Raw genomic sequence first — 11,930 nt, forward strand, 5'->3', positions numbered from 1 at the left:
CCACAAAGATGGAGAAAATGGAGGCAGTGTAGCACTGGTCTTGAATAGACTATAGCATTTCAGACGAAATATGGATTTATTCGATGAGTAAAATCGTAAATCTTCTAGTAAATATGTCTATTTTTTGAAGATCAAAACCATATAAATGTATAAAATAAGGTATAAAGAAAACTCATGTCACGGTTTCTAATTTCCCCCGACCTTAGAACTTTGGCATGGAATTTGAACATAAAACCTTACTGGTGAATTAAGCCGAAGGAAAACACACATGAAGCTCGTAACTGCAATTGTAAAACCCTTTAAATTAGATGATGTGCGTGAAGCATTATCTGAAATTGGTGTTCAAGGGATCACCGTAACAGAAGTCAAAGGCTTCGGTCGCCAAAAAGGTCATACCGAACTTTATCGTGGCGCCGAGTACGTCGTTGACTTCTTGCCTAAAGTTAAAATCGAAATCGCAATTAGCGATGAAATGGTCGATTCGGTGATTGAGTCAATCACTCGTGTTGCTAGTACAGGCAAGATTGGTGATGGCAAAATCTTTGTGACTAACCTCGAACAAGTCATCCGTATTCGTACAGGTGAAACGGGTGCAGATGCTGTTTAAAAGATGGCATGAAGTTTGCTGAGTACCTAATAACTCACAAAAACAAAGGTCGGGGGACACAAATGAAAAAAATGCTACTTGCGCTGAGTCTATCGAGCGCACTCCTCGGTGGTTCTGTTGCTTGGGCTGAAGAAGCCGCAACAGCCACCACTCCAACTTCAGATGTGGCAGTAACCACTGTCGAAACATCTCCTATTGAAACAACTACAGATATTGCAGTACCTGCAACATCCACTACAGAAAACACCACATCCACATCACCAGAAGCTGTCTTAGATACAGGCGATACCGCTTGGATTTTAGTTTCTACCGCTTTGGTACTGCTCATGACCATTCCAGGTTTGGCACTGTTTTATGGCGGTATGGTGCGTAAGAAAAACGTTTTAAACACGATGGCTTATAGTTTTGTGGCGGCTGCCATTGTCAGTATTGTCTGGGTAATCATTGGTTATAGTCTTGCCTTTGGTGAAGGTAATGCCTTTATTGGTGGTCTAGACAAAGTCATGCTGGCAGGCATTGGTACCGATGCGCTCAGTGGCAGTATTCCTGAAATTCTATTTGTGATATTTCAAATGACCTTTGCCATCATTACTGTGGCAATTATCAGTGGTTCAATTGCAGAACGAATGAAGTTTGGTGCCTTTGTTGCCTTTATCGCGATTTGGGTGGTCGTGGTCTACGCACCAATTACCCACTGGGTATGGGGTGGTGGTTGGTTAGGCAATGATGGTGCTCTCGACTTTGCTGGTGGTACTGTTGTTCATATTAACTCGGGTGTTGCAGGTTTAGTTGCTGCATACATGTTGGGCAAACGTATGGGCTTGGGCCGTGAATCTATGGCTCCGCACAACCTGACTTTGACTGTACTGGGTGCAAGTTTACTCTGGGTGGGCTGGTTTGGTTTCAACGGTGGTTCTGCTTTAGGTGCCAATGGTGCAGCGGGTTATGCCTTAGTTGTGACTCAAGTGGCAGCCGCAGCCGCAGCAATTGCATGGCTTGTAGCAGAAAAACTGGTACGTGGTAAAGGTTCTGTATTAGGTGCTGCATCGGGTGCTGTAGCAGGTTTGGTGGTGATTACTCCAGCAGCAGGTTTTGTGACTGTTGGTGGTGCATTAGCGATGGGTTTAATTGGTGGTGTGGTATGTTTCTGGGGTATTACTGCCTTAAAACGCGCCCTGAAAGCTGATGACTCTCTAGATGCCTTTGGACTACATGGTGTAGGTGGTATTGTTGGTGCAATTTTAACAGCCTTCTTTGCCAGCGAGTTTATTATGGGCGATGCTGCACCAAGCAACTTGATGAGCCAACTTTGGGTGCAAGTTGAAGGTGTGTTAGCGACCATTGCTTACTCTGCTGTACTGACTTTCATCATCTTAAAAGTAATTGATCTAACCATTGGTATTCGTGTGGCTGCAGAAGATGAGCGTATGGGACTCGACTTAAGCCAACATGGTGAGCGTGTCGAATAATCCACACAGCACATAATCAATATATTGTGTAAAACAGCCCTTTGGGGCTGTTTTTTTTCTATATATTGCGTAAAACTCTACAAAGTTTAGAAATTTTGCTACACTGCATTTTCATTCAAATTTGTGCAATTTAACCGCTATGCATTGTCCATTTTGCAACGCTGCAGACAGTAAAGTGATTGACTCACGTTTGGCGGCAGAAGGCTGCCAAATTCGCCGACGTCGTGAGTGTATTGGCTGTGGTGAACGCTTTACCACTTTTGAAAGTTATGAAGTCGTCATGCCACGTGTGATTAAATCGGATGGGAAAAGTGAACCCTTCGATGAGGCCAAGCTGCGTCGTTCACTGATGCATGCTTTACAAAAGCGTCCTGTGACCCAAGAGCAAATCGAAACTGTACTCAGCGACATCCAATTACAAATTCGCCGTTTAGGTGAGCGCGATGTGAAATCGCGTACCATTGGTGAAATTGTCATGCAGGCCTTATTTGCACTGGATCATGTGGCGTATGTTCGTTTTGCTTCGGTGTATCAAGACTTTCAGGATGTCGAAGCGTTTCGTCGTCAAATTGAACAAATGCAGTTACGTGAGCAATAAATCCTCATGTCAGCAAAAAGCACACAACATCTGAATATGACTGAATCTACTTCCAATTTACCACCCGACGATCTTTTTTGGATGCGTCGTGCTATTGAATTGGCACGTTTGGGGCAATACAGTACCAAACCTAATCCAAATGTCGGCTGTGTGATTGTTAAAGATGCGCAATTATTGGGCGAAGGTTATCATCCGCGTGCAGGACAACCGCATGCCGAAGTCTTTGCTTTGCGTCAGGCAGATGAACAGGCACGTGGTGCAACTGCCTATGTAACTTTGGAGCCGTGTGCGCACTATGGACGCACACCACCTTGTGCCAAAGCATTGGTTGATGCAGGCGTGGCTAAAGTGGTGGTGGCATGTCCAGACCCAAATCCATTGGTGGCAGGTAAGGGCGTTCAAATTTTAAAAGATGCGGGTATTCAGGTTGATGTCGGTGTGGCAGAAGCCGAAGCGCGTCAGTTAAATTTAGGCTTTTTAAAAGCCATGGCTACGGGCGTGCCCTATGTGCGTTTAAAAGTAGCTTCGAGTTTGGATGGTCGCACGGCAATGGCTTCAGGTGAGTCCAAGTGGATCACAGGCACGGCTGCCCGTGCCGATGTGCAGCATTGGCGGGCAATTTCTGCTGCAGTATTAACGGGGATCGACACGGTACTGGCCGATGACTGTCTGCTTAATGTACGCCATTTAGAGGGTGTAGATGACATCCACAGCGTAGTACAACCTAAACGGATTATTTTAGATCGCCAAGGTCGTTTGCCTTTGAGCGCACAAATTTTGCAGCAGCCTGAAACGGTGATGGTGATGGGACCGTATCGTGCAGAGTTGGCTGCTTTGGGCGTGTTACAATTGGAACCGCAACCTTTAGCCATCTTACTTGCCCAATTGGTACAGCAACATCAAATTTATGATGTATTGGTTGAAGCGGGAGCAACCTTATCGACCGCTTTCTTACAGGAAGGTTGGGTCGATGAAGTGATCAGCTATGTGGCACCTACATTGTTAGGGCGCTCGGCTCGTGCCATGTTTAATGCAGAATTTGAACAGATGGCAGAGCAACTTCGATTTAAACTTTGCGATGTCACTCAATTGGGTGATGACGTGCGCCTTAGGTTAATTCCTTCTCAAGAGACACTATGAGTTCAGAGTCAACGGTTTATCACAAACGTCGCCATGCGGCACGCACCACTGATGAATACTTATTCCATCAGTTAGTGCCTTATTTGGGCAATAAACGCCGTTTACTGCATCTGATTTTAGAAGCACTTGAACAGACAGGAACGCTGCATCCTAAAAATGGTCGTGCGCCAATTTTTGCCGATTTTTTTGCAGGTTCAGGAGTGGTATCACGTTTGGCGCGCCAAAATGGTTATCGGGTGATTGCCAATGACTGGGAACCGTACAGCCATGCCTTAAACCATGCGATTTTGGCCTGCACTGAAGCACCTGCGTTTAAAGAATTAGGTGGCTATCAAAAAGCCATTGATTATTTGAACCGTTTGCCTGAAGTCAAAGGCTGGGTGACGCATAACTTGTGCCCGCGCAATGACGAAATTTATGACCCAAGTCGTGACCGTTTATTCTTTAAACGTCGTAACGGCATGCGCATAGATGCGATTCGTCAGCAAATTGCCACGTGGCAAGCGCAGGGCGCCATTGATGATGTCGAGATGTCGGCATTGTTGGCGCCGTTGTTGTACTCTGCCAGTTTTGTCAGCAATACCAGCGGGGTGTTTAAAAGCTTCCACCACGGCTGGGGCGGCAAAACCCAAACTGCACTCGAACGAATTGAATCATTATTGTGGCTCACTCCAAGTCGTTTTTGTGACATTGGCGAACCGAATAAACCTGCTGCAGAAATGTGGTGTGTCGATGCACAGCATCTTGCCAATCAAATGAGTGGTTTTGAGGTGGATGTGGCTTATTTAGACCCACCGTATAATCAACATGCTTATAGCAGTAACTATCATGTGTTAAATGCCTTAACTTTGTGGGATCAGATTGATTTACCAACTCCAGACACCAAAGGCTTTAAAAGCGGTATTGACCGCGCATGGCGCAAAGAACGCCCAAGTCCATACAACTCATCTAAGTACGCCAAAGAGGCGTATGAAACCTTATTGGACACCATTAATGCACGTTTTATTCTGACCAGTTATTCTACCGATGGTAATATTAGTGCCACAGACTTGTTGCAAGCCAATTTAAAACGCGGTCGAGTGACGTTATTGACGCAAGATGTTCCGCGTTATCGCGTGAGTAAACAGCGTCAGTCTGAGCGTGCGCGCGTACTGGAATTTATTGTGATTACCGATACGCATGCTAAGTCAGGCCCACCTATTCGCCAGTTGTTAGGGCAACTTTACCATTTTGCAGAATTGGGTGGTGTAGATACCTCAGGCGTGAGTACCCAATTGGCGTTGTGGTAAATCCACAAATCCTCAGTGAATGTGAGAAAAGATTATGTTTACAGGCATTATTGAAAGTTTAGGTAAAGTAGAAAGCCTGCAAAGTGTGGGCGGTGATGTACGTTTGCGTATTCAGACCGATTTGGATATGTCGGATGTGCATTTGGGGGATTCAATTGCCACCAATGGTATTTGCCTGACTGTGATTGAATGGGGCGACAATTGGTATGCCGCAGATGTGTCCCGTGAAAGTTTAAACCGTACCACTTTAGGCACATGGAAAGTGGGTCAGCCTGTCAATGTTGAAAAAGCCATGTTACCGACCACACGTTTTGGTGGACATATCGTAAGTGGGCATGTTGATGCAGTCGGTGAAATTACGCTGGTACGTGAAGATGCACGTTCAATTTACTATGAAGTGACTGCACCTGCAGAAATTGCCAAATATTTGGCAGAAAAAGGTTCGGTGACCGTCGATGGCATCAGCCTGACCATTAACCATTTACGCGGCAGTGTTATCAGTCTGAATTTAATTCCACACACGGCAGAGCGTACCAATATTGGCACATGGAAAGTTGGCAGCAAGGTCAATTTAGAAGTGGATGTCTTGGCGCGTTATATTGAGCGTTTGCTCTTGGGTGATAAAGCTGCAGAAACTACGCAGCAATCTAAAATTAGCATGGAATTCTTGGCTGAAAATGGCTTTTTAAAATAAGCACAGAGCCGAATGAAATTTAAACAGTCTGATTGAAAAATTAGACTGTTTTTTTGTTTTTAGGGATAATTAAAAAGATAAAGATGTTTTTTTCATCATAAACACCCCTTTGGTTTAATGTAGATGATTGATTTTTTAATGAATTTGGAACACTGGCTGCCATTATTACTCGATAATTATGGTCTGTGGATCTATGCCATTTTGTTTCTGATTATTTTTGCAGAAACAGGTTCTGTGTTCATGTTCTTTTTACCAGGCGATAGTTTGCTGATCGCAATTGGTGCCTTGTGTTCCACCACTGACGTGGTGCATTTGCACTATATGGGGATTTTGCTTTTTGTCGCGGCAGTCTTGGGATATAGCGTCAACTATTACACTGGACGAATTCTAGGGGTGAAGTATTTTCATCAACATTCACGTTATTTCAAACCTGAATATATTGTCAAAACCAACCATTATTTTATGAAACATGGTGGCAAAACTATTTTAATGGCGCGTTTTATACCGTTTGTACGCTCATTTGCACCATTTGCTGCAGGGTCAGGGCACATGCCTTTGGCGACCTTTAGTTTTTATAATGTGGTGGGTGCTGCCGTATGGATTTTTTCTTTAATGGCAATAGGTTATGGCTTGGGTAATATTTTGTCTTGGTTGGGTGATTGGATTTAAATTCCTCATTTTTTCTATTTTCTTCTTCTAAATCCACCGCGATAACTAAAAAAGTGGATTGATGGCCACAAAAAAAGCCCACCGTGTGGACTTTTGATATTGTTCAGTTTTAGTGTTTGGTGACAATTAATTCTGTGCCACCCAAGCGCGGGCTAAAAGTATCGTTACTTTGAATTGAAAACTCACCCTTTTCCGCTTCTTTAGACAAGTACATGCTTAATGATTGGAAATCTGCACGACTGATCCATAAATCCTGAGCACGAATACTCCACTGTTCGCCCGCATTAAGATGGTCGATTTTGCCTGAAATTTTCGTCAAGATATCCATTTGAAACCCATGATTACAAAAGTCATTTAAAGGAGATAAAAGTTGAGAATTCAACTTTTTCTGGATGATTATCATGTGACAAAATTATTTCATTTTGATGACATTGGGTTTAAGACTTTGGGCTAATTGGGGATAAAAAGTAAAATTATTCTTTAGAAAAATTTGAATTTTTTAAGATATAGTCAATTTCTTCTTGGGCTGCAGCATGTAGTCGCGCACGAAAGATCGTTACCGCCTGCTCAATTTGAGTTTCGGCTTCTAGCTCTAAACGCAAACGTACACTTTCAAGTTCAGAAACAATTTGATCATCACTTACCGCAGTTGCGGCTTGATTAAAAGTCACTGCAGGTAATTCAGGATTTTGCTCATAACGTGCAGTATAGTTTGAAATTTCCTGATCCAGACTTTGACGCATCAACTCAAGTGCTTGAGTTTGTTCTGCAAAGCGTTGCGCTTCATCTTGCTGTAGCTGTGCAGCATAAGCGGCTTGTTCTGCACGTTGCTGTTCTAATTTGAGTTCGAGTGCCAATTGGCGACGTTGCCGTGCTTCTTCAATCAAACGTGCTTTTAGGTCAGCATAGGCTTGTTCAATTTTTTCCTGTGATTGTTGCTGAGCGCGCTGATCTTCTGCAATCCAGTTGTGTAATTGCGTTTCAGGTTGCAAGACCTCACAAATTCGATGCAGATCATCCATAAATGTCTGGCGCACAGCCTGAGGCGCGGTTAACCAGCGCTGTTTAAAATCTGAGCCGACATTTAAAGTCACCGCATCTCTCCTTATTTTGAGCAGTATTTTTAAAAAAACGTTTTAAAATTAAAGCTTAAACGTCTGTGGTTCTATGCCCAAACGTCGATATTGTTTAAATTTTTCACGTCCAAGCACTTTAGCTGCTTCGTGATTTTCAATAATCTCAATAATGTGACTAAATTTTGCATAGGCTTCAAGTGCCTGACTGTTAAAATTAAACACAATCCAGTCCGATTGCTGCGGTAATTCGGCAGAAATACATACGCTGGCCTGTGTTTGGTTAATGCCATGCGGAATAAAACTGCTGGCATCAAAACTCCACAGACGCTCATCTAATATTTGCTGTAACTCTGGATCAGGGCAATGCAGCCAAATGCGTGCCTGCTGCCGCAAAATTTTGCGGCATAAACGGCAAGTGCTTTCCACTTGCCGTTCAGGACTTTTTTCAAACAAATAAAAGCTAACTTTAGCCATTATTGCTTGCACGTTGTGCGAGGAACTGCATCAATAACGGTACAGGACGACCTGTTGCGCCTTTATTGCTGCCTGAATTCCATGCAGTGCCTGCAATGTCTAGATGCGCCCAGCGATAGTCACGGGTAAAGCGTTGCAAGAAGCATGCTGCAGTAACTGAACCTGCTTTAGGCCCACCAATATTGCCAATATCGGCAAATGGTGAATCCAGTTGTTCTTGGTAATCGTCAATCACGGGCATACGCCATACACGGTCAAATGCAGTGTGTCCCGCAGCATCCAATTCCGCCGCAAGTTCATCATCTGGGGTAAACATGCCTGTCAATACCGAACCGAGTGCAACCACGCAAGCGCCTGTTAAAGTCGCAATATCAATCACCAAAGCAGGGTTGAAGCGTTTCACATAGGTTAGGGTATCGCACAGCACCAAACGACCTTCGGCATCGGTATTTAAAATTTCGATGGTTTGGCCGCTCATACTGGTCACAATATCACCCGGGCGAGTGGCTTTGCCTGACGGCATATTTTCTGCAGCGGCAATCGTGCCGACCACATGGATAGGTAAACGTGCTTCACATAGCGCGCGCATGGTGCCTAAAACTGAAGCAGAACCACACATATCAAATTTCATTTCATCCATCCCTAAGCCGGGTTTGAGTGAAATGCCGCCTGTATCAAAAGTAATCCCTTTACCGACTAAGACCACAGGTGCTTCATCACGCTGTGCTTGATATTCGAGGCTAATAATGCGCCCTGGACGATCTGAACCTTGACTGACTGCAAGGAAAGCGCCCATGCCTAATTCTGCCATTTCTGCTTCATCTAAAATGGTGACTTTGAGTAGGTCTGGATATTCTGCCGCAAGTGCTTGAGCTTGTTCTGCCAAATATTCAGGGAAACAAATGTTGCCCGGACGGTTGCCCAAGTCACGTGCCATGTTTTGACCCGATTGCATGGCTTCAATCAATTGAAGTTGATCTGCGCTGAGTGGGCTGTTATTGGCAATGAAATGGATTTGTTCAAGCTGAAATTCATTCTTTTTGCTTTTGTATTCATCAAAAGCATAGGCTGCTTGGGTCAGGCTGAGTGCAAATACATAATGCAGCTCGCTAGGCAGGGCAGACAAGTCAATGCTGATCTGTTTAAATTTTTTTTGTGAAGATTTGATAATGCTTTGTGCAATTTTTGCCAGCTTTGCGGCTGGTAACTCTTCGGTTTTACCCAAACCGATCAGGTTGCTATTGGCGCATTCAACAACGCTAGCCACCAAACTTAAACTTTCATTAAAGCCTGCTTTAAATTGTGTCGCTTGAATAATGCTGTCTAAATCCTTGATTTGATAAGCAGCAGTTGCCTGTGGCACCTGTTCTGCAGCCACTAAAATTGACAAAGATTCACTCGCGCTGTGTTCTTGGAATGAGGGACTTAAGCTAAATTTAATCACTGGATTTTATGCCTATCTAAATGTGCAAACTATGCAACCATTGAAACATTTTTATGCGTCGAGTTTCAATGTATAACAAGGCGATAGGTTTTATATTTTCAACATTCAGGTAAACTAACGCGAATTGGATTCCCTCACATTTTGGAAGAAATAATTTGATTATTCGGCGTTATTTGGTCAAGCAAGTTGTGTCGACATCCTTGGTTGTGATTGCCTTACTGACTTTGATCATGATGGGTGGTCGCTTGATCAAGTATTTTGGCGTGGCGGCACAAGGGCGTTTGGATGCGAGTATTTTATTCAGCATCATTGGCTATCGCTTGCCTGAATTTTTGACGCTGATCTTACCTTTGGGTTTCTTTATTGGTTTGATGCTGGTATTTGGTCGTTTATATGTCGACCATGAAATGGCGGTGCTCAATAGTAGTGGTGTGAGTCGGCATCAACTGGCACGTTTATTGGTGCCAATGACCTTGGTATTTCTAATCGTTCAAGGTTTCTTAATGCTGTGGGCATCACCGTGGGGACTGCGTCAGTTTGAAGCATTGACCACCAGTCAGGCAGTACGCACAGGTTTTGATTTGGTGCGACCCAAAGAATTTATTTCTTCAGGGCCATATACCATTTACGCAGGCGATCTGTCCGAAGATCGTAAAAACCTGAAAGATATTTTCTTTTATCAACGTGCAGAAAAAGCAGGTCGTCCTGATGTCATGATTCTGGCAAAAGAAGCGACACGGGTAGAGTTGGAAAATGATCCTGCCAATGTGGTGGATTTGGTCGAAGGGCGTCGTTATGAAATATTTCCGGGCACAGCCAAATATTCACAGGCAGAATTCCAAAGTTATCGTTTACGTTTAGAAAATGACAAAGAAGCCAAATTTGAAAGTGCCGAAGTAGAAGCCTTAACCACCTCGCAACTTTGGAAAAACCGTGCAGACCCTGTGGTCGCAAGTGAACTCGGCTGGCGTATTTTTGTGCCTTTTGCAATTGTGGTGGCATTATTTTTAGCCGTGGCATTGTCAGAAGTTAGTCCGCGTCAGGGGCGTTATTTAAAACTGTTTCCTGCTTTGTTAATTTTCGCCAGTTTGATTGTGGCGCTCATGGCGGTTAAAACCCGTATCAGCAAACAAGAAATGGGCATGATTGCTTATCCGTTGGTGTTGTTGGCTTATGCGATTGCGGCAGCCTTGTTCTCGCGTAAACAAAAATTGGCACCTAAAATTAAGCAGCAAATTCAGCGAGTGAGGTCTTAAGATGTTGGCACGTCGTATAGTTGCAAAACACGTTACCAAGACCACAGCACTGGCTATGTTTGGTGCAACGGCAATTTTGTCTGGTTTGCAGGTGTTGTTTACCTATTTAGGCGAATTGGGTTCACTCAATGAAAACTATAGTGCATGGCAGGCATTGCTGTATGTATTGTGGGGTGCGCCAAATTATCTCTATGAAATTTTGCCGATTTCTGCCTTGATTGGCGCAGTGTTAGGCTTGGGTACGTTGGCATCCAACAGCGAATTGATTGTGATGCGTTCTGCAGGGATTAGCCTGTGGCGTATTGTGGGATGGGTGATTCGTTCCGCCATGGTATTGGTACTGCTGTCTTTTGTGCTCAGTGAATGGGTGATTCCATACACCAATGAACAAGCCAAAAGTGTTAAAAGTCACCGTAGCGTCGCTGAGCTGGGTGAAGTTCGTGGCTATTGGTCGCGCGAAGGCAATCGTTTTATTTATATTGACTACGCCAATGCCCAAGGGCAGCTCAAAAATGTACAAGTGGTCGATTTTGATGATAATTATCGCTTGCGTGGTACATTGTCTGCAGATCAGGGACAGTTTGTTAAAGACGGTAGTTGGTTGCTCAATCAAACTGAACAGATGGATATTTTGCAGGCGGGCAACGCGACTTTAGCTAAAAACAGCGAACAGGCTTTGGCTTTAGCATTGCAACCGAAATATGTGCACATGGTCACCATCGACCCTGAAGATTTATCCCCAAGTCAATTGGTCAGTTTCATGAGTTATATGCATGAATACAGCCAAGTACCCAAAACCTACCAACTGGCGTTCTGGCAAAAACTTGGTGCACCCTTTGCGCTGATTGCTTTGGTGGTGATTGCTTGCTCCTTTATTTTTGGGCCGTTACGTCAGCAATCTATGGGTTTCCGTTTGGTGATTGCTTTATTTGTCGGCTTAACCTTCTTTTATTTACAGGATTTCTTGGGCTATGCCAGCTTGGTCTATGCACCATCGCCTGCGTGGTTCGTATTTATTCCTATTATTCTGATGTTTGTCATCGGCGGTTACTTACTGCATCGTGCGCGTTAAGTGCGGGCCGATGCTGCTGCTTTTTCCGTATGATTGGGTAAACCTATCTGAATCAGTGGCGGAAACCATCTTCTGAACATAGAGTCTTGACGCAAAATTCGTTAAGATAGCATGATTAATTTGTAGACGAAAAAGAGTATTG

At 44.0% G+C, this 11,930-nt stretch carries 13 protein-coding genes; 9 read left to right on the plus strand and 4 right to left on the minus strand.

Features of this window, described 5'->3' with window-relative positions:
* The first annotated feature begins 268 nt into the window (after window positions 1–268).
* The 7 genes from glnK (at window position 269) to VF675_RS05050 (ending at window position 6,466) form a co-directional block, all read left to right on the plus strand.
* Entirely contained in the window at window positions 269–607 is a 339-nt protein-coding gene (glnK, locus tag VF675_RS05020) for a P-II family nitrogen regulator (RefSeq protein WP_004650081.1), read from the plus strand.
* Between the two features lie 62 nt (window positions 608–669).
* Window positions 670–2,076, plus strand: coding sequence for an ammonium transporter (locus tag VF675_RS05025; RefSeq protein ID WP_440204869.1), 1,407 nt, complete (start codon window positions 670–672; stop codon window positions 2,074–2,076).
* Window positions 2,077–2,215: 139 nt separating this feature from the next.
* Window positions 2,216–2,674 (plus strand): transcriptional regulator NrdR, encoded by a 459-nt coding sequence (gene nrdR / locus VF675_RS05030; RefSeq protein WP_004975665.1) that lies wholly within the window; start codon window positions 2,216–2,218, stop codon window positions 2,672–2,674.
* Between the two features lie 36 nt (window positions 2,675–2,710).
* Complete coding sequence (ribD, locus tag VF675_RS05035; RefSeq protein ID WP_440204881.1) at window positions 2,711–3,814, plus strand: bifunctional diaminohydroxyphosphoribosylaminopyrimidine deaminase/5-amino-6-(5-phosphoribosylamino)uracil reductase RibD; 1,104 nt, start codon at window positions 2,711–2,713, stop codon at window positions 3,812–3,814.
* Complete coding sequence (locus VF675_RS05040; RefSeq protein ID WP_178318305.1) at window positions 3,811–5,103, plus strand: DNA adenine methylase; 1,293 nt, start codon at window positions 3,811–3,813, stop codon at window positions 5,101–5,103. Before ribD ends, VF675_RS05040 begins: the two co-directional genes overlap by 4 nt.
* Window positions 5,104–5,137: 34 nt before the next feature.
* Complete coding sequence (locus VF675_RS05045) at window positions 5,138–5,797, plus strand: riboflavin synthase (RefSeq protein WP_104852910.1); 660 nt, start codon at window positions 5,138–5,140, stop codon at window positions 5,795–5,797.
* A 123-nt stretch (window positions 5,798–5,920) separates the two neighbouring features.
* The gene (locus VF675_RS05050; RefSeq protein ID WP_004975673.1) at window positions 5,921–6,466 is read left to right on the plus strand and encodes a VTT domain-containing protein; all 546 of its coding nucleotides are present in this window, start codon (window positions 5,921–5,923) and stop codon (window positions 6,464–6,466) included.
* 109 nt (window positions 6,467–6,575) lie between these two features.
* Here VF675_RS05050 and VF675_RS05055 read toward each other — a convergent pair whose 3' ends face one another.
* From VF675_RS05055 to VF675_RS05070, 4 genes are all read right to left on the minus strand, one after another.
* Window positions 6,576–6,794 (minus strand): hypothetical protein, encoded by a 219-nt coding sequence (locus VF675_RS05055; RefSeq protein WP_096901968.1) that lies wholly within the window; start codon window positions 6,792–6,794, stop codon window positions 6,576–6,578.
* Window positions 6,795–6,939: 145 nt separating this feature from the next.
* Window positions 6,940–7,560, minus strand: a complete 621-nt coding sequence (blhA, locus tag VF675_RS05060; protein ID WP_004975677.1) for a cell division protein BlhA — start codon at window positions 7,558–7,560, stop codon at window positions 6,940–6,942.
* A 48-nt stretch (window positions 7,561–7,608) separates the two neighbouring features.
* On the minus strand, window positions 7,609–8,016 hold the full coding sequence (locus tag VF675_RS05065; RefSeq protein ID WP_131260997.1) for a DNA polymerase III subunit chi: 408 nt from the start codon (window positions 8,014–8,016) through the stop codon (window positions 7,609–7,611).
* Window positions 8,009–9,457, minus strand: a complete 1,449-nt coding sequence (locus VF675_RS05070) for a leucyl aminopeptidase (protein ID WP_154321289.1) — start codon at window positions 9,455–9,457, stop codon at window positions 8,009–8,011. The genes VF675_RS05065 and VF675_RS05070 overlap by 8 nt, the downstream gene beginning before the upstream one ends.
* A gap of 158 nt (window positions 9,458–9,615) precedes the next feature.
* On the opposite strand from VF675_RS05070, the gene lptF reads away from it, so the two are divergent.
* Together lptF and lptG are read left to right on the plus strand one after the other, a co-directional pair.
* Window positions 9,616–10,716: an LPS export ABC transporter permease LptF gene (gene lptF / locus VF675_RS05075; protein ID WP_004975682.1), complete on the plus strand. Its 1,101-nt coding sequence runs from the start codon at window positions 9,616–9,618 to the stop codon at window positions 10,714–10,716.
* Window position 10,717: 1 nt separating this feature from the next.
* Window positions 10,718–11,788: an LPS export ABC transporter permease LptG gene (lptG, locus tag VF675_RS05080; RefSeq protein WP_004975683.1), complete on the plus strand. Its 1,071-nt coding sequence runs from the start codon at window positions 10,718–10,720 to the stop codon at window positions 11,786–11,788.
* Window positions 11,789–11,930 lie beyond the last annotated feature (142 nt).

The organism is Acinetobacter sp. Lyrl_1 (genome assembly GCF_051948795.1).
GTDB lineage: Bacteria > Pseudomonadota > Gammaproteobacteria > Pseudomonadales > Moraxellaceae > Acinetobacter > Acinetobacter towneri.

What these genes read in the sequence shown, in the direction of transcription:
- VF675_RS05065 (WP_131260997.1), bottom strand. Translation starts at nt 8,016, where the DNA reads ATGGCTAAAGTTAGCTTTTATTTGTTTGAAAAAAGTCCTGAACGGCAA.
- VF675_RS05045 (WP_104852910.1), top strand. Translation starts at nt 5,138, where the DNA reads ATGTTTACAGGCATTATTGAAAGTTTAGGTAAAGTAGAAAGCCTGCAA.
- VF675_RS05050 (WP_004975673.1), top strand. Translation starts at nt 5,921, where the DNA reads ATGATTGATTTTTTAATGAATTTGGAACACTGGCTGCCATTATTACTC.
- VF675_RS05040 (WP_178318305.1), top strand. Translation starts at nt 3,811, where the DNA reads ATGAGTTCAGAGTCAACGGTTTATCACAAACGTCGCCATGCGGCACGC.
- VF675_RS05025 (WP_440204869.1), top strand. Translation starts at nt 670, where the DNA reads ATGAAAAAAATGCTACTTGCGCTGAGTCTATCGAGCGCACTCCTCGGT.
- glnK (WP_004650081.1), top strand. Translation starts at nt 269, where the DNA reads ATGAAGCTCGTAACTGCAATTGTAAAACCCTTTAAATTAGATGATGTG.
- nrdR (WP_004975665.1), top strand. Translation starts at nt 2,216, where the DNA reads ATGCATTGTCCATTTTGCAACGCTGCAGACAGTAAAGTGATTGACTCA.
- VF675_RS05055 (WP_096901968.1), bottom strand. Translation starts at nt 6,794, where the DNA reads ATGGATATCTTGACGAAAATTTCAGGCAAAATCGACCATCTTAATGCG.
- lptG (WP_004975683.1), top strand. Translation starts at nt 10,718, where the DNA reads ATGTTGGCACGTCGTATAGTTGCAAAACACGTTACCAAGACCACAGCA.
- ribD (WP_440204881.1), top strand. Translation starts at nt 2,711, where the DNA reads ATGACTGAATCTACTTCCAATTTACCACCCGACGATCTTTTTTGGATG.